An 18,420-nucleotide genomic window follows, 5' to 3' on the forward strand; every position below is an offset into this window, starting at 1 on the left:
AGCTATTGTAGCAAATGGATCAAAGCGAATGTAATATTCGCACTGGTCATTCGCTACAATAGCTTTTTGCTTTCAGCTTTATGCTTTCGGCTCTACTTCATATCCAATGGTAATTTCACATAGAACGTAGTACCCTCATTCAGCTTGGTTTCAAACCATATCTCTCCCCTCGCCTGCTCGGCAATATTCTTACACATTGCCAGGCCAAGGCCCGTACCAGAGGACTTGGTGGTGAAGTTCGGCACAAATATGCGCGACTGCACTTCCGTAGAAATACCTTCTCCATTATCTGCCACACTGATAATTACGTTATGATCTGCTGTAGCCCATAATTTCACCATAATCTGCCCTTTCCGGTCGTCAGGAATAGCCTGAATAGCATTGAGCAACAGGTTGGTAAAGAGGCGGTTCATCTGGGTTTTATCGGCAAATACAAAGTAATCCTGCTCCGGTTCTACGTAGGTAACTTCACAATCTTCATGACCCTGATACAGCGACGTTAACGAATGCAATACCTCGTTGATCAACACCTCTTCATTATTAGGTTCACCAATGCGGGCAAAGGCGGAGAAGTCGGACGCAATATTCGATAAGTGTTCTATTTGCTCCACCAGCGTACCTGCTACGTTGCGCGATAACTCCTTCACATTCGGCGAATCACTGGCAATAGCACGCTGCAGGTATTGTATGCTCAACTTCATCGGCGTCAGCGGATTCTTGATTTCATGGGCTACCTGCCGCGCCATTTCACGCCAGGCTCCTTCCCGCTCACTCTTTGCCAATCGTACCGCACTCACTTCCAGCTTGCGCACCATCTTATTGTATTCTTTTACCAGCGCACCAATTTCATCATCTTTATCCCATTCAATTTCATCGTTACGCTGTCCGAGGTTTACGTGGCGCAGCTTTTCTGTTACCAGTGAGAACGAACGGGTAATAGAGTTGGTGATCAGCAGGGCCACCATCCCGGCAATGAGAAAAATGAAGGCGTTGAAATTAATCAATGCTACCAGGAAGCTGGATATCTGCTCATTCAGTTCTGTTTGCGTAGCAAAATAAGGCACGTTCAGGTAGGCAATGACTTCATGCGTATCATGATTGCGCAATGGCGTATAACCCGACAGGAAAGGCATCTCACCGATGTATTCCGTATGCATAAACTGGATTTGCTCCATGCGGAATAGCCGGTAATAAGCCTGTGGGTCCATTTTTACGGAGATGAGGCCTTTGTCCGTCATCATGGGCTGCGTGGTGAGTTGCAGATTTCCGTCACGGTCGTATACATTGATATCCAGCGCCCGTTCGTTGGCGATATCACTCAAGGAAGTAGAGAGCTTTTTCATCAGCTCAGAATCATAGATATCCCCTACCTGGTCCAGGTCGCGCTGATTCTCGAATACCTTCTCCACATCTTTGGCTACTTCTCTCATTGTTTTACTCAATCGCTCGCGGTTCTGTTCCTCTGACCGATAGATGAAGAACTTGATCGTGGTGATGGCCAGGATGAGGAAGGAGAAGATTACTACAAAGATAATGGTACCATGTACCTTTTTACGGATACTCACGTTGATGAGCGTACGTAAATTGCTGATCCGCATCCTTGCTTTAATGAGCAGATCAAACACCTTGTACACCACTACAATGAGCAGGAACAGGCAGAACATATACGCAAAGAGTGTGATAAATTCCACAAACATCCTGTTCTCCTTTACCACTACTACTACTTTGTCTGGTGTGGCGCGATATAATAATTCAGAATAGCCTTTAATAGATTTCACGGATACATCCGACAGTGGCAGATCGTGCGGATACAGGCGGATGGGGAATGGAAAATCGTTGTTGTTGGTAACGAGTATCCCCTTATCATATACTGCATAGGAATAGGTGCCGGCGTACTCGCGGCCAGGATCGGCCATGTCGCCTTCTACCAGCAGTTCCGGGTAAAGCCGGTCGCTGCTGACKGGCTTGGGCACCAGGGTATACACCAGCCATCCACTGACGTCACCGGTGGCTTTATGAAATTCCTTCTTGGCAATATAGGTGTAATCGTTAAAGCTGCGTTCATAGTAATAAAGGTCGTTTCCCGGCACCAGCGATGGCGTGGATTCCGAGAACATCAGCTTATTGAAAGTGGGCAGGCTCATAGTATCTGAGCCAAACAGTGAAGCGCCGCTTTCATCGTATGCGTAGATACTTACGCGGAAGCGACTCAGGTATCCCTGGAAATATTTGTCGAGCAGGAGGCTATCGAACCGCGCCTTGCTTTGCTCCCTTCCCACGCTGTCCTGGAAAAAATACTGAATAGCTTCATCGTGCTCAATCTTCTTCCCAATATCATTCAACAACATTTCCAGGTACGGGTCTTTTTGTCTGGACAGATCTTCTGCCAGCTTTTGGCGGGCCAGTACTTCTTTGTGGTTATTATAGTGTACCAGTGCGCCRGAGGTGGTGATGGTGAGCAGAAAGAGCCAGAACAGGAATGGTACGGTGGCCATGCTGCTTTCAAACCGATCTGCCAGGAAATCGAGTAATACGATATAGGCCAGCAGCCACACCACCATGGAAATGGAGAATGGTAATTCCGGGTTATGTACCCGTACCAGCAACCAGATGATGCCTACCGCACCGAGCCAGATGTATTTGGTACGATACTGGAAATTGGTGAGTTCATTCAGCAGGTAGTTAATAATCTGGGAGAAGAATAAAAAGCTGAACGAAATGAAGCCCAGGACCACAAAGCCGATGACACTGTATTCCGTAATGCTGAAGGAATTGGTGACATCGAAAGATATCTTTGAATCTATTACCAGACTTTGGATCAGATCTGCCAGGAATTGTTCTACCACGTATAGAATAAGGCTGGCGATGATGATGACCACACTCTGGGCCCATCGCTTTTTAAGTACGGGCGGATTAATGGTTTTCACGTGTTCCCGGAAGAAGAGGATCATCCAGAAAGTGAGCAGCACGTTGATCAGCAGATCTCCCAGCGAATAAAAGATTTCATCTTTTGCATAGATGCGGGGATCAAAAATATTCAGTTCCTTCAGGTTAAACGGAAACGGGTATACGTAACTGAGTACACGAAGTCCTAGTACTACCAACAGCAGAAACAGGAAGCCATACAGCGGATTGGTTGTTTTGGCGAGTAGTGTGGCAAAGAGATTCAGGAATATCAGTACACAGAGGCAGCCCAGCACACGCAGCAAAACGCTCAGGTTATTGGGTGGATGCACGTGCATGCCACTGTTGTAATCGAGGAAGAACAACGTTTCTCCATCGCCGTTATTCACTGCGAAGGTGGTATGCTCCGGCAGCATGAGGCTGGGTTGTTCCCGCAGAATACTGTATTCTTCGCCCAGTTCTTCTTTATGATAGAAGTGATTAACGAGGTAATTGTTTTTGATGGCGTATTCCAGTCGAACGGGGATTACGCCAACCAGGTATTGTCCATGGCCGGGGGGAGATACCACTTTGCGGGTAACTACCTCATAGTACCCGTTTTTCAGCTTCATGAACCGGGAGCCATTGGTGAGTGTTGTTTGCAGTTCTTCCGGTTGTACCTGGCTGGTATTCCAGAAAGTGAGCCAGATACCGCTGCTGCTGGAATCGTATGCAAAGAGGTAATATTCCAGGCTGGTGAGGTGGTCGAGTGTTTGTTCGTTATAGTTGCGCAGGAAGAGGGAGGCGGAGAGGCTGGTATCTTTGGTCAGCTTTGTGAATTCCTTTTCCCGTTGCTGGATACTTTTTTCCATACTGCGTTTCACGCCCTGTGGCGAGGAGTAGTAGGACCAGTAGTTACTGAACAGGAAGGCGAAGGTAAACAACCAGGCCGCGATGATCAGGAGATAGCCATGCCGCAGGAAAAAAAGCCGTATTTCTTTAGTATCGATCAATGCGAGTGGGTATGAAATTTACAATTGCTCTGTGGTTTTCACCTGATTCCAGAGTGTATCCATTTCCGTTAAAGTCATATCATTGAGTGTGCGACCCTGTTGTAATGCCAGGACTTCCATAGCCTGGAAGCGGCGTTGGAATTTTTTATTGGTACGTTCCAATGCATTTTCCGCATCTATATCCAGGAACCGGGAGTAGTTGACGAGGGAGAACATCACATCGCCGAATTCATCTTCCATGGCATCTTTATTCCCGTTATTAACAGCTTCTTCCAGCTCATTGACTTCTTCCTTTACCTTTTCCCATACCTGGCTGGTATTATCCCATTCGAAGCCGGTTTGTTTGGCTTTTTCCTGGAGGCGCATGGCTTTAACGAGAGCGGGGAGTGAAACGGGTACGCCGCTGAGGACGGACTTCTTCCCTTCTTTCAATTTGAGTTTTTCCCAGTTTTGTTTTACCTGGTCTTCTGTTTCGGCTTTCACATCGCCATAAATATGAGGGTGACGGTGGATGAGTTTATCGCACACGCCATTGATGACATCATTAATATCAAATTTTTGTTGTTCTGCGCCTATTTTGGCGTAAAACACGATATGCAGGAGGATATCGCCCAGTTCTTCCTTAATTGATTTCCAGTCTTCGTCGGTAATGGCATCTGCCAGCTCATAGGTTTCCTCTATGGTGAGCTGCCGAAGCGTTTGGATGGTTTGCTTGCGGTCCCAGGGGCATTTTTCCCTTAAATCGTCCATGATCTGCAGGAGGCGATCAAATGTGGCTGTCTTTTCCATATTTTGTAAAAATAGGGATCATTTTTAAGCTTTTAGCCATTAGCTTTTAGCTTTTAGCAAATGCCGCGAAGAGTGTTTGCTGTGCGCTACTAAAGCTAAAAGCTAACGGCTAAAAGCTAAAAGCTGGTTGGGGAATTCTTTTTCTTGGTAAAAAGCCCATTTTAGTTACATTTGCGAGCTATAAAATGGTAGTGATTTCATGGTTTTGAGACAACGGAATTTTATTGCAGCAGTGCATTTTTACTGCGAAAATATCTTTCTAAAAATCTTGTAATCAAAAGATCCCAAAAATGTACTGATTTATGAATCCGAAACACATTGCGCTTATTTCATCGGAGTTGGGTATTTCCGGCAAGCAGGCAGAAAATACTATGGCCCTTTTATCTGAAGGCTCTACCGTACCCTTTATCAGCCGTTATCGTAAGGAGGTAACAGGTAGTCTGGATGAGGTGCAGATAGGCCGTATTGAAGACTTGCAGAAGCGCTACAAGGAAGTAGATGATCGCCGCGAATTTATTATCAAAACGATCACCGAGCAGGAAAAAATGACGCCTGAGTTGCTGGAGAAATTAGAGCAAACCTGGGTGTTAGCGGAGCTGGAAGACATTTATCTTCCCTACAAACCTAAGCGCAAAACGCGTGCTACTGTGGCTATTGAGAAAGGTCTGGAGCCATTGGCCAAACTGTTGTTTGAGCAGCAGGATGGAGATGTTAACACAGCGGAAACATTTATCAATGAGCAGGTAGCTACATCTGACGAAGCCCTGAAAGGCGCGCGGGATATCATTGCCGAGTGGATCAATGAAAATGCCGAATGCCGTGATAAACTGCGTAAATTATTTGCCAACACCGGCAAGCTGACTTCTAAAGTAGTAGAAGGCAAAGAAGCGGAAGGCGATAAATATAAAGACTATTTCGAGTTTTCAGAAGACCTGCGGGAGATGCCATCTCACCGTGTGCTGGCGATATTACGTGCAGAACACGAAGGTATTTTGTTCAGCTCAATTGCGCCTGTAGAAGAGGATGCGAATACCCTGATCAATAAACAATTTGTAACGGGTAAAGGTAAAGCAGCAGAACAGGTGACCAAAGCGGCGGCAGATGCGTACAAACGTTTACTGCGTCCATCTCTGGAAAATGAATTCAGGGCGGTAGCGAAAGAAAAGGCAGATGGTGAAGCCATCGAGGTATTTGCTGAAAACCTGCGTCAATTGCTGCTGGCAGCGCCACTGGGGCCTAAAGGCGTTATTGCCATTGATCCGGGTTACAGAACCGGTTGTAAAATAGTAGCGCTGGATAACCAGGGTAACATGCTGGACAACGACGTAATTTACCCGCTGGAAAAGAACTACAAAAGAGATGATGCCGAAGCCTTACTGAAGAAGTGGGCGGTAAAATATGAAACCGAGGCCATTGCGGTAGGTAATGGTACTGCAGGCCGTGAAACAGAGGAGTTTGTGAAGAAGATTGATTTTGGCAAAAAAATCAATGTATTCATGGTGAATGAAAGTGGCGCCTCTGTATATTCTGCATCGGAAGTAGCGCGGGAAGAGTTCCCTGACTTCGACGTAACAGTTCGTGGTGCAGTGTCTATTGGTCGCCGTTTGATTGACCCACTGGCTGAACTGGTGAAAATAGATCCAAAAGCTATTGGCGTAGGTCAGTATCAGCATGATGTGAGTCAGTCGTCACTGAAGCAAAGTCTGGACCGTGTGGTGGTAAGTTGTGTGAACAATGTAGGTGTGAATCTGAATACTGCTTCTAAACATCTGCTGGCGTACATTTCCGGTCTGGGTCCTTCCCTGGCGGAAAACATCGTGAAGTATCGTAAAGAAAACGGTGCATTCAGCAACCGTATGCAGTTGAAGAAAGTACATCGTTTGGGCGATAAAGCATTTGAGCAGTGCGCGGGCTTCTTACGTATTGAGAATGGCGATAACCCATTGGATAATTCGGCGGTGCATCCTGAGCGCTATGACCTGATCAAGGAAATGGCACAGAAGCAACACAGCACTATAGAGGATCTGATAGCAAAAGAAGAAGTGCGCAAGCAGATCAATGCAAAAGATTATGTGAGTGCAGAAGTAGGTTTGCTGACTTTGGAAGATATCTTAAAAGAGCTGGCCAAACCTAGCCGTGATCCTCGCGACGAGATCTCGATCTTTGAATATGCAGAAGGTATTCACAAAATGGAAGATGTAAAACCAGGTATGGTATTACCAGGCGTAGTAACGAATATTACTGCATTTGGCGCCTTCGTGGATATCGGTGTAAAACAGGATGGACTGGTGCATATCTCCCATCTTTCCAATAAATTTATCAGCAATCCTAATGAAGCTGTAAAGCTGAACCAGAAGGTACAGGTAACGGTATTGGAAATAGATGTGGCCCGTAAGCGTATTTCTTTGTCTATGAAAGATAATGAGAAAGGTGGTGGCAACAAACCTTCACAGGGTGGAGAGCGCAGGTCAGAGCCGCGTAAAGAGGTGCGTGGCAATAATAAGCCTGCAGCGAAAGAAGCGCCACTGAATGATTTCCAGGCTAAACTGGCGGCGTTGAAGAATAAGTTTGATAATTAGCAGAAAGCGAAAAGCATAAAGCAAAAAGCTATTGTAATGAATGAAAAGAGCGAGTGTTAATCCGCTTTAATTATTCGCTACAATAGCTTTTTGCTTTATGCTTTTCGCTTTATGCTATCTCTCATATTTCTGCATCCATTGCAGGAATTTTTCCGGGTAATCGGTATCTCCTTTTTCGCTGAAGAGCATGAGGCTTCTGTTGATGGTGAAGCCGAGGTAGATAATATCCCGATCCAGGTCTACCGCAATAACAGCTTCATCATAGCCGGATTTACCGGGCATATAGCCTTCATTAAAGAGAATTTTATTTTCCACTTCCACGGGTGGTGTTACTTTAAACCGTTCAAAGAAAGATTTTCTGGCTTTACCGATGAGGGTATTAAAGCGGCTTTTTAGTGGTTCGTTGTCGAAGAGGCCATTTTCCATGGCATATTTGCCGTCGAAGCGGAGGAAGCTGTTCCAGGAAGCTACGAGGTCTGTTTGAATGGTATCATCACCGGCGATCATCGTATCCGTGTGAGGTAAATTAGTTTGGTCTGCCAACTCCACTGACCTGATTTGCCGGGCCGGGCCATTACAGGCGGCTGCAAAGAAGGTAAAAGACAACAGTGACGCTACAGGAATCCGTTTCGCACTCATGGTTAAATTTTTGATTTTTGATAGTAACGGGGGCTCACAGAAGCCGGCGGGTACCACTTTCCCGGCAGCTACAGTAATATCTCAGTGGAAGGTTAACAAGTCAAATAATAAAAAAGTTTAATGGTTTTCAATAAAAATGGGCGTTACTTTCCTTTAAATACAGGTGGTCTTTTTTCCATAAAAGCCTGCATGCCTTCCTTCTGATCTTCGGATGCAAAGAGAAGATAAAAATTCTTACGTTCAAAATGTAATCCTTCTTCGAGGGAGGTATCGAATGTTTTGAGGACTGCCTCTTTGGCCATTTTAAGGGCGATAGGGCTCATGGCAGCGGTTTCGCTGGCGAGCTTCACGGCTTCCTTTAAAAACAGTTCTACAGGTACTACCCGATTAATTAAGCCAGCTTGCAAGGCTTCTTGTGCAGTGATAAAGCGACCGGTAAGTACCATTTCCATGGCCAGGGCCTTTCCTACTGCACGGGTAAGGCGTTGGGTGCCGCCGGCGCCGGGCATTACGCCGAGTTTGATTTCGGGTTGTCCGAAGCGGGCGGTTTCGCTGGCTACAATCATGTCGCACAGCATCATGAGTTCACAGCCACCACCGAGGGCAAAGCCGCTCACAGCCGCAATGATAGGTTTCTTTATTTTTTTGATGGCATCCCAGGTACTGAACTGGTCGACATTATACATATCGATGGCCGTTTTATCGGCCATCTGCTTAATATCTGCGCCTGCAGCGAAAGCTTTTTCGTTGCCACTGAGGACAATCACCCTCACCTGTTCATCTGCATCCAGCATTTTCAGTGCATCTCTCAGTTCTCCCATGAGTTGCAGGTTCAATGCATTCAGTTCTTTAGGACGGTTTAATTGGATGTGGGCTACAAAAGGCGCCACTTGCTGGTGTATGATAATGTATTCCGGGTTCATCTTTAAAGTTAAAGAAATATGCTAAAAATAAGGAACAGGAAGCTTAAAAATACCAATACTGCTACTGCGAAATAAGCAACCAACAGCCCGATGGCTTTCCAAAACGACTTCATAAAGCTTTGGCCATAGTTGTTCATCAATGCACGTATCAGGTATAGGAAAATCAGCCAGCTAGCAATCGTCATAAACAAATCACTGTGGAAGATAGCTTTCCATATAAATCCAAACAATAGTACAATAAAAGCAAAGGAATGCAGATGAATGGCGAAGATGCCATGATCAGCGTAGAGCCATCTTTTCCGGTCATACATCCACCTCATCAACAAGGCAAACAGTGGCAGTAACAGGAACATTAACTTAGGTAGGTTGTGCTTGAACATTTCCACGATAACTTCCTGAACGTTGTCTGCATGTTTATATTTATGACGGATTTCTGCTATGCGCCGGAAGAAAAGTCGTGATGAGCCATGTAAACGTTCACTTTCCGGCAAGGCAGCCTGGGCGGAGTCGAATGATTTCACGGACGGATAGTCGACGAAATCTTTCGCAAACTTCCGTATTTTCTTTGCTCTCCCGGAGGTATCGTCTGCAAAAGCCTGGTCCAGGCCTTCATCAACGGTTAATACTCTCACGCTGTCTTTAGTCCACCTACCAGTCAGTGGCTTCACCTCTTCCGTTTCTGTTTCCGGCTCTTCGCCCTCACTGTGTTTGCCCTGAAGGGCGAAAACACCAAAGAAGAAGACAAAAGAAATAAACACATATAATTTGATCGGATTCACATAACGCACTCTCCTGCCGGCCATATACTCCCTGGAAAGGAATCCTGGCCTGAAAAACAGGTATTTAAGCGTCATCAGCAGCTGGGAGTCGTAATGGAAAATGTCTGCTACAAAGTGTTTAAAAAGGTGGCCGAAGGTTTCGTGCGGGACGGTATTTTCCTGTCCGCAGTGGGTACAAAAACGTTCGGGTACTTCTGTGCCACAGTTAAGACAGTGTTTATCCTCTCGTAAAGGTTGTGTTTTCAAGTGATTTAGACGGTTGTTGTGCTAAAAAAGGATACAAGATAAAGAAGAAATTACGAATTATCTTCCAGAACTATACGGTTAAAAAATTTTAATATGATTTTTGCGTTTTACCTTTGTCACAATTAAAAATCAGCGATTTTTACGTTCATGAAGAAAACGATTCTACTGGCACTAGGGATGCTGGCATTTGCTGGCAGGGGGTTTTGTCAATATTACTTCCAGGATATCTACAACACACAACAGACTATTGCCACCATGGCATTGCTGAAAGGCAACAAGGTGAGGACCCAGAAGGTGCAAACCCTGGATGCCAACCTGGAAATGGACCCGGACTTCCGTTGTGAACGTAGTTTGAGTCCTACTTATCACCAGATGCGGGCACAAACCCAGTCCAGTTCTACGGGCTATTCTGCGATGACGTCTTCTTTCTCTCCCAAAGGGCAGCTCACCAAAACGGTAGACAGTTCTTCCGCCAGCGTGACCACCACTTTGTACCGGTATAACAACGAGGGACTGCTGCAATATATCAGCAGCACCTCTATTGCATTGCAAAGCAAAATGCGTTTTGATGAAACGCGGAGCTATAGCTATGACGCCGCCGGCCGACTGCAGCAAATGATACAGAAGAAGGGAAACGGCAGTGATTCTACCGTAATTGCGTTTAAAACGGATAGTCTTGGTCACATAACAGAGGAGTTTGATCAACGTCAGCGTAAACGTACTTACTATAACTACGACAAATCCGGGCATCTGACAGATGTGTATCGTTATCAGCCGGCGAAGAAACGGATGTTGCCGGACTACATTTTTGAGTACAATGCACAGGGGCAGGTGATAAAGATGACTACCGTTAACGCACAAACGTCGTCTTATACTATTTGGGCGTATGAGTATCAGCCGAATGGATTACCTTTGAAGGAAACCTGTTATGGTAAAGGGAAAGAGCTATTGGGGATGGTGAAATACAGCTATGATCTGAATCCGTAAAACAGTTGATAAAAAAAGAGATTTATAAAATATTTTAATTCAGGCAGAAAAAAATTTTGCAACTTCAAAAAGAATCCTATCTTTGCAATCCCAACGAAAAAAGCTGATAGCTAAAAACGTTGTAAAGTTCTTCATTTCAAGCGAAAGTAGCTCATTTGGTAGAGCACGACCTTGCCAAGGTCGGGGTGGCCGGTTCGAGCCCGGTCTTTCGCTCAGTGTAAAATTCCCTACACACCCTGGTGGTGGAATTGGTAGACACGCGGGACTTAAAATCCCGTTTGCAGCAATGCAAGTGTGGGTTCGACTCCCATCTGGGGTACATAAAACCGTTGCAACTATTTGAAAGACAATAGCTTAGCAACGGTTTTTTTATGCCCAAATTTTCGAGTTCGCTTCCCTGTTTTTTACACATTATTTTCATTTTTAGCCACTTACGCGTTCAACTCCCATCTGGCTCAAATCCTCTGCCAGCCGAAATAAACTAAGAAAGAATAAATTTTGCCCTACAAATGAATAGCAATACTCTTTTCTGTCTTCTTCTTTAATCTGCGAGAAGTCCGTCCAATCAGCTTTTACAGTGTCTTCAATTTTTTTATCACAGCAATGACATTCGTGGCTAATGGCTAATTCATCGTTTAGCCCTTCCAGTGATACTGTCATATCGAAGCCACAGTCCGAGCATTTTTGCGCAGGCATATCATAACGTCTTCCATCAGCATCCACTAGCACTCTGGGCAAATGACCCTTTAAACATTCAAAAACAAATAAAATTGGATGATCTTCCATATCGAAGAAATAGGTGCAGAAGCGCAAGGGTAAGCCACAGACGTCACATGTGATATGCTTTGGTATCGGGAACTTGTCAATCAGCAAATCCTTCATTTCATCACTGTCCATCATTTCCTGTACTACCAGGTGCTTAATATTCGTCCTTTGAATTGCAATCGTTTTGTACAGATCAAATTCAAGATCACTGTTATTAGATTCACCAGATATCCCTTGCAACAAGGTAATCGTATGGCTATCATAACAGTCAAGATAGCTGCTATCTGCCTTCCGAAGTTTTGCCTTTGTTTTCATCTTTAGATTGTTTTAAAGTGAGAAGATCATAAAACAAATCCTTCCTATAGTTGAAAGCCAAAGCTGGATCAATGGCCGAAGTAAGAAATAGTTTACCGTCAAACTCAAGTCCCTCCGGAAAAATCAATTTCATTAGTTTAAATTTTTCCGCCTCTCTGTATGTCATAAACAACTCATTCAAATGCATCAACATCTCTCCTGCCCTATTGAGCATATCCAGCACCGGAAATTGCTCTTTCATCAGGATATTCACCACTGCCTCCCAATATGCCTTATGCAGGCTGCAATCGGCATACGCGCGATTGTACATGCTGGTCGAAATCACGCCATTTAAAAGAGCAATTTGTAGATAGTTAATTTTTTGATTTATTGCCTTTATCTGATCAACGCAGTTCTTTATCTCTGTGCTGTGGTGCTTCCTGTATTCCTGTAACCAGATTACAGCTTTATCCCTAACCTGGTCAAAATCCGTTGGTGTGAAAGAAAGCTGCTTCAGAATTTTATCAAACATCAGATGTAATGTTTCCCCCGGGAAATTATAGGAGCGCTCCTTTCCACAGAAATAATACAGATATTTTCGGCGACCACGGCCACCAGAATAGCTCCCAGAGATCGCAGCACCACAAGGACATCTTAACATACCACGTAAAGGAATAACCTGCTTAGGTTTACTAGCAATTGGCTTATGTCTTCTCTTCAATAAATCCTGAACTGTATTAAACAGAGATAACGATATAATTGGTTGATGTAGCCCTTTCACAAGTCTTTCCGGTTGACTGGCACTCTTTGCAATCCTAATAAAGCCCGCATACAAAGAATTACCCAGGACATGCTGGATACTATTATTACCTGTTCGATTAAATCCCTGACTCCTGGCCTCCTCGAAGATCAAGGAAGATGGAACGCCAGCTATATACTGCTGAAAAATAAACCTGATTATTTCGGCTTCCTTAGGCACAATTTCCAGTACTGGTAATCCCGCCCTATCTTTTTTGTTCCTATAGCCAAACGGAGCGTGATGCGTAAACCGCCCTGATTCTTTAGCCTGCAGCATGGCCTGGGCTGTACGGCTTCGAATAAGGTTTAGCTCATGGTTCGCAATAAGCAGTTTTATTCCACGCATCAGGAAACTACTTGGCGAAGAACTATCCTGTGATATTGGCTCGCTCACCGTCACCACACGGATTTTATACTTTTGATATAATTCGTCAATCTTCTGTAATGCCTTGATAAGTTCCCTACTAAAGCGGTCCAACTCTACGACAACCAAGTATTGGACCAGATCCTTATGTTTTTGGAGAAACTCTTCTAAAGCCCTCCAGTTGGGGCGATCAAAGGTGTCACTGCTCTCACCATCGTCGCGAAAGAATGCAATAAGGGTAAGATTGTTTTGTTCACAGTAGCGTTTTATGGCTTGTTCTTGAAATGTGAGGGAATAACTGGATTGGTCTTTGATACTGATGCGGGCGTAGCCGATAGATATAAACGAACTAAGCTGTCTCATAAAAAAGGATTAAGTTAAGGAAAATGCACTCACAGATAATATATTATATATAAATAATTATTACATTAATTATATTAATTGAACTTAGATATCATGCTTCTTGGAAGAAAATAATTATATTGGGTTCAATATGGTTCTGAATTGCCTAAATTCAAATAATAACCAGATGTAAAATTATCAACTGTACATACACCCTGACTTATTAAAGATTCCCCACCCAATGTTTATAACTAACTACGGCAGTTTTAACGGCTCCTCATGGGAGAACATGTTTCAAGTCATTTTGAAAAAAAAATATATGGCAGCTGGCTACCAAAGAGTGATGGCGTCACCAGGTGATTTTGGGATTGAAGGATATACTAAAAATGGGCATACTTTTCAATGTTATTGCCCAGACACAAATGAAGAAAACAAGAAACTTTACGAAAGACAAAGGGATAAGATTACTACTGATGTTAATAAGCTTAAGACTAACAAGAAGGAATTAAATGAAATATTAGGCGGTGCAATAATAAAACACTGGACCTTGATAACACCTCGTATTGGTCATCGAGATCTAATAGTTCATTGCAATAGCAAGCGGGATCTCGTAAAATCCTGGAAGCTTCCATTTATCGACAACAGCTCATTTCAGATTTTAGTTCACGAATGTGAAGATTATTCTATTGAAATAGGCGAGTACTTTGAACAGGCAAGAAAAAAATTTTCAATTTTGCCCAATTCTGAAGACACAACGACTGAAAAACTTGTGCAATGGAGAGATACTAAAATAGATTTGGTAAATAACGCGATAGAAAAAAATGAGATAAGAATAAAATCACTTGGAAAAGATTATAACATTTCCCAAAGGACTAATGCCCTAACGAATGAAACAGTAAAATATTACCTAAACGGAGAGTCGATTTTACGAATATGGCAAGGTTCACAGCCAGACAATCATCAAAGATTTATTGAGCTATTAGCTAGTGTAGAAGAGGAACTTAAAGAAAAATGTCTCTTAACTACTGTAGTACCCAATGAGTTTGTTAAGGAAATTCAAGCATACGTTGAAGAAAAAATTCGATATTCATTTTCCTATCTAGATGAGTCTACGATAATAAGACTTAAAAACTACTGTATTTCTTTTTGGATTATTACATGTCCACTATACTTCGAAGAAAATGTTTATGAAAAATGAATTATTTAAAGGTTGCTTCAGAGCGCGTAACCTGCCAATTAATGCAGACTACAGGCCGATGTACAAAGTTGGCATAATCATATTAATACTCAATATTGCCTGTCGAGGTGGTAAATCGTCGCTTAATAAGCTTCACTTCCTTGTTTGGAGTCTGAAGTCACGGAGAAACATGGCATTTATCAGATTAGCCTTAATTCGACAAGATTTTAGCAAGATAATAACCTGGGGAGTTGAACCTGCACTAAACAAAGCACTAAATATAGCTGTAGGCGAAAACTTAATAACACTTCAAGAGGACAAGTACAAATTAACTGAAAAAGGAATGGACTTAAGTAACAAAATCAAAAAAGATTTAGAAATTTTTATCGAAGAGAAGTCATTTTTAAATTATATTGGAAAACAGAAAATAACTGAGGAATATATTATCCAACTATCAGAACCCCGCCCATACTAAAATGATACGTATCGATGCTATCAAAATAACAATTCACACGGATAATGGTCCATTTGGAAGAACATTACAGCTATCAAAGGGCCTTAATATAATTAGAGCGAATAACACTTCTGGAAAAAGTTCACTTTTCGGGGCTATTTTGTATGGCCTAGGATTTGAAGAGCTGCTTGGTGGCAGGAATGATAAAGCTTTGCAATCCGTTTTCAAATCTGTTGTCAAAGAGATATCTTCAGAAGGCAAAGAACGTACCAGTCAAGTCATACAATCAGAAATTTATCTTCAAGTTTCAAATGGCAAAGACACAATTACAACAAGACGATTTGTTGTAAATGATAAGATTAAACCTCAGGCTGTAGAAGTATTCTTTGGAGACTTAGTAACGAACCCCAATGGAAATTTTGAACGGCAACCTATGTATCTCCATGATAAGGGCTCCGCTTCAAACGAATCAATTGGATTCCACAAGTTTCTCGAGGGATTCATTGGAGCAAACCTTCCAGAAATAGTCAATCAAGAAGGTAAGAGAGTGAAATTATTCCTACCACTTATTTCTTCTGCACATTTTATTGAGCAAAAAGCTGGATGGTCCGATTTTTACGCGAATTTACCTTTTTACGGCATTAGAGATGCAAGCGCTAAGGTTTTTGAATACATACTTAATTTCGATGTCTTTGAAATAGCTGCAAAAAGGCAAGAAGTTCAAAATCAGTTACGAGATATAAATGATCAATGGACCAATTTAACAAGCCAAATTAGCTCTGTGGCGAAGAAAGGTGGTGGTGAAATTATCGGACTACCGTTAATGCCAGAAATTCTGACTACAGAACTTAAACCATTCTTAAGATTTACCAGGGGCGACCAATCTTTAACCCAATCTCAGTTACTTTCTCAGCTAAAAGAGGAACTTGAAAAAACGATTTTGGATCTACATATTCCTATAAATGGAAATTTATCTAAAACTGAGGAACAGCTTGAAAAACTTAAAATATCAAATGAAAAGTATGAAATACTTTATGAAGCTCTTAGCGCTGAAGTCAGCCAAGATCGGGAACGTTTAAGGCAATATACTTCTCAGCTAGACAACGTTAAAGAAGATTTACGAAAAAATAAAGATGCAGAAAAACTCCAAAAAATTGGCCTCGCTGACAATATTGCTACAACACGTGGAATTTGCCCAACGTGCAATCAGAGCATTAATGATACTCTACTAAATGACCACATACATATTCTCCCAATGAGAATAGATGAAAATATAAAATACTTACAAGCTCAACATAAAATGATTGAGGCGTTTATCCACAATCTCAAACATGAGATTATTTCAAAGGATATTAAGATTTCATCCCTTGATGAGGCTATAAAAGAACAACGCTCCCGTATTCGGTCTCTAAAGAAAACCCTTATAAGTGATGACAGGCTTCCGTCAGAAGATCTTATCTCAAGAAAAGTAATATTAGAACGGGAACTATCCTTCTTATATCGATTGAGGGAAGAATTTGAAATGCATTTATCAACCCTATTCGAAATAATCGATAGATTCAAAAAGGCAAAATCCCAAAGTCTGAGTATATCGGATTCTTACCTATCTCCTGCCGATATAGATAAACTTTTAAAGTTTGAACTCTATTTCAAACAACTATTACAAAAGTTTGGATTTACATCAAAACCAATTAATTCTATTAAAATTTCGCAAGAAAAATACCTTCCAGTATACGAAATCATCTTACCTAACGGAATAAAAAAACAAGTAGATATTAGGTTTGAATCCTCAGCAAGTGATTTCATTAGAGCTCAATGGGCATATTATACAGCATTAATGAATACATCAATAAAAAGTAATGGTAATCATTTTTTGACCTTAATTTTTGACGAACCCCAGCAACAATCAGCTTCAACTAACAATTTCAAGATATTCTTAAGCGAATTAGAATCCTATCGAAATGAACAAGCAATAGTTCTCGCTTCATTTCAGAACTCAGAAGATGATTTTAAAGAAGCAACCCGTGAACTGGAATATACAAAAATCACWGACCTTTCAGAGGCAAACCAATTATTTGTACAACGCTTGGATAATTAATCAACTATCAATATAATATTAAAAGTTTCAATTTTGTCGCGCAGGCGAATACACGGTTTAAGAATCAGAAATTTTTAGCTTCAAAATTTTAATAAACTACTCAAAAGAATATTCTTCATGAGCATCTTTAGGAGCATTCTTGACCCAATATTAGATACATTGAGAGATGAAGTAATGCACAAGCTATATGATGAAAGCATCAAAATAATTAAAGAAGAAGAAAGAAAACAAAATCTAATCTGGGAAAAAAAATTACTAACTCTTCATAACGACCTAAAGGGTTGGATTGAAAATGATATTCCAATTCCAAATTATATTAAAAAAGAATACCCTTTTAATATTGCAGACTACTGTGTACAAGCTAATAAGCCTCATTGGGTTAAGGAGCTTCTACCTGCTTACTACAAGCAACTGAAGGTCATAAAAAAACGGGATAGAACAGAAAGGTTCATTAACGGCATTTTTATTTTGATCAAAATTGCAATAATCACGATTTGTATATCCTTTATATTGCTTTTACTATATTCAATAATTTTTGGTAAGCCACATTTTATGGGAGGCTAGCCTAATAGCAAGCCCAATTGATCTTGTACTCAAATAAAGTAAAATGTATATTCCGGTGATGCTGACCATGTATTCCGGGGCATGTTGACCACCCTTTTAAGAGACTAAAAAAGAAAGAACTTTTTGTGGATTTTCAAAGATACACGTTKAGCAATTAAGAGAACCTTATTTTTTCTTTCTCAAAGACTCCCCTTTGAGTTCTAATCGGTGACTATTGGCTGTCATTCTGTCCATTATTGCATCAGCTAAAGTAGGTTCATCAATATATTCATACCAACTTGATACAGGTAACTGTGAGGTCACAATAAGTGATTTTTTAGCGTACCTGTCTTCCATAATCTGCAGGAGTGCAAGCTTAGATATTTTATTAAGATTCTGTAGTCCAAAATCGTCCAGCACAATAAGTGGGATCTTTTCCAGCTGGTTTAAGAACTTCAGGTAGCTTCCTTCTGTCTTCGCCATTATAATCCCTTCTATGAGCCGGTTCATGTTAAAATAGCGGGTTTTAATACCTGATAAACAGGCTTGATATGCCAATGCACAGGCTACATAGCTTTTACCGCAGCCAGTAGACCCGGTGTCGGCTCCCCCAAATTTCGGCCGCAAGAATTAGAGTTATAAATTAAATGATTTATTAACTTTAATCTAGCAATATGAAAAGAAAGAATTTTACAGAAAGTCAGATAGTTACTRCTCTTAAAAGACAGGAAGGTGGCATATCTGTTA

14 protein-coding genes and 2 tRNA genes are annotated in these 18,420 nt (G+C 41.9%); 8 read left to right on the forward strand and 8 right to left on the reverse strand.

The annotated features are described in order from the left end of the window. Positions 1–92: 92 nt before the first annotated feature. Positions 93–3,896 carry a sensor histidine kinase gene (locus tag AC1DFM_RS31730; RefSeq protein ID WP_477080800.1) on the reverse strand — a complete coding sequence of 1,268 codons (3,804 nt, stop codon included), beginning with the start codon at positions 3,894–3,896 and terminating at the stop codon, positions 93–95. Positions 3,897–3,914: 18 nt separating this feature from the next. Continuing rightward, entirely contained in the window at positions 3,915–4,685 is a 771-nt protein-coding gene (gene mazG, locus AC1DFM_RS31735) for a nucleoside triphosphate pyrophosphohydrolase (protein WP_477080801.1), read from the reverse strand. A gap of 302 nt (positions 4,686–4,987) precedes the next feature. Between mazG and AC1DFM_RS31740 the strand changes: the two genes are divergently transcribed. Next, a complete protein-coding gene (locus AC1DFM_RS31740; protein WP_477080802.1) occupies positions 4,988–7,264 on the forward strand; it encodes a Tex family protein in 2,277 nt (758 codons plus the stop codon). 114 nt (positions 7,265–7,378) lie between these two features. Here the strand turns inward: AC1DFM_RS31740 and AC1DFM_RS31745 are convergent, their stop codons facing one another. The 3 genes from AC1DFM_RS31745 to AC1DFM_RS31755 form a co-directional block, all read right to left on the reverse strand. Beyond that, positions 7,379–7,903, reverse strand: a complete 525-nt coding sequence (locus tag AC1DFM_RS31745; protein ID WP_477080803.1) for a hypothetical protein — start codon at positions 7,901–7,903, stop codon at positions 7,379–7,381. Between the two features lie 143 nt (positions 7,904–8,046). Further along, positions 8,047–8,826, reverse strand: a complete 780-nt coding sequence (locus AC1DFM_RS31750; protein WP_477080804.1) for an enoyl-CoA hydratase-related protein — start codon at positions 8,824–8,826, stop codon at positions 8,047–8,049. Between the two features lie 8 nt (positions 8,827–8,834). Continuing rightward, complete coding sequence (locus AC1DFM_RS31755) at positions 8,835–9,851, reverse strand: DUF3667 domain-containing protein (RefSeq protein WP_477080805.1); 1,017 nt, start codon at positions 9,849–9,851, stop codon at positions 8,835–8,837. 147 nt (positions 9,852–9,998) lie between these two features. Here AC1DFM_RS31755 and AC1DFM_RS31760 point away from each other — a divergent pair, with 147 nt between their 5' ends. The 3 genes from AC1DFM_RS31760 (at position 9,999) to AC1DFM_RS31770 (ending at position 11,157) form a co-directional block, all read left to right on the forward strand. Next, on the forward strand, positions 9,999–10,838 hold the full coding sequence (locus tag AC1DFM_RS31760) for an RHS repeat domain-containing protein (RefSeq protein ID WP_477080806.1): 840 nt from the start codon (positions 9,999–10,001) through the stop codon (positions 10,836–10,838). A 140-nt stretch (positions 10,839–10,978) separates the two neighbouring features. Next, positions 10,979–11,051: transfer RNA gene (locus AC1DFM_RS31765), tRNA-Gly, on the forward strand. Between the two features lie 20 nt (positions 11,052–11,071). Then, positions 11,072–11,157: transfer RNA gene (locus AC1DFM_RS31770), tRNA-Leu, on the forward strand. Between the two features lie 104 nt (positions 11,158–11,261). On the opposite strand, the gene AC1DFM_RS31775 is transcribed toward AC1DFM_RS31770, so the two are convergent. Then, a complete protein-coding gene (locus AC1DFM_RS31775) occupies positions 11,262–11,918 on the reverse strand; it encodes a hypothetical protein (protein WP_477080807.1) in 657 nt (218 codons plus the stop codon). Continuing rightward, positions 11,884–13,422 carry a recombinase family protein gene (locus tag AC1DFM_RS31780; protein WP_477080808.1) on the reverse strand — a complete coding sequence of 513 codons (1,539 nt, stop codon included), beginning with the start codon at positions 13,420–13,422 and terminating at the stop codon, positions 11,884–11,886. The genes AC1DFM_RS31775 and AC1DFM_RS31780 overlap by 35 nt, the downstream gene beginning before the upstream one ends. Before the next feature lie 298 nt (positions 13,423–13,720). Between AC1DFM_RS31780 and AC1DFM_RS31785 the strand changes: the two genes are divergently transcribed. The 4 genes from AC1DFM_RS31785 (at position 13,721) to AC1DFM_RS31800 (ending at position 17,694) form a co-directional block, all read left to right on the forward strand. Next, positions 13,721–14,599 carry a hypothetical protein gene (locus tag AC1DFM_RS31785; RefSeq protein ID WP_477080809.1) on the forward strand — a complete coding sequence of 293 codons (879 nt, stop codon included), beginning with the start codon at positions 13,721–13,723 and terminating at the stop codon, positions 14,597–14,599. After that, entirely contained in the window at positions 14,589–15,053 is a 465-nt protein-coding gene (locus tag AC1DFM_RS31790; protein WP_477080810.1) for a hypothetical protein, read from the forward strand. Before AC1DFM_RS31785 ends, AC1DFM_RS31790 begins: the two co-directional genes overlap by 11 nt. 1 nt (position 15,054) lies before the next feature. Beyond that, entirely contained in the window at positions 15,055–17,130 is a 2,076-nt protein-coding gene (locus tag AC1DFM_RS31795; protein WP_477080811.1) for an AAA family ATPase, read from the forward strand. A gap of 117 nt (positions 17,131–17,247) precedes the next feature. Continuing rightward, positions 17,248–17,694 carry a hypothetical protein gene (locus tag AC1DFM_RS31800; RefSeq protein WP_477080812.1) on the forward strand — a complete coding sequence of 149 codons (447 nt, stop codon included), beginning with the start codon at positions 17,248–17,250 and terminating at the stop codon, positions 17,692–17,694. 165 nt (positions 17,695–17,859) lie between these two features. On the opposite strand, the gene AC1DFM_RS31805 is transcribed toward AC1DFM_RS31800, so the two are convergent. Then, on the reverse strand, positions 17,860–18,300 hold the full coding sequence (locus AC1DFM_RS31805; RefSeq protein WP_477080813.1) for an ATP-binding protein: 441 nt from the start codon (positions 18,298–18,300) through the stop codon (positions 17,860–17,862). Positions 18,301–18,420: the final 120 nt, after the last annotated feature.

The organism is Chitinophaga sp. 05T412, assembly GCF_056396465.1.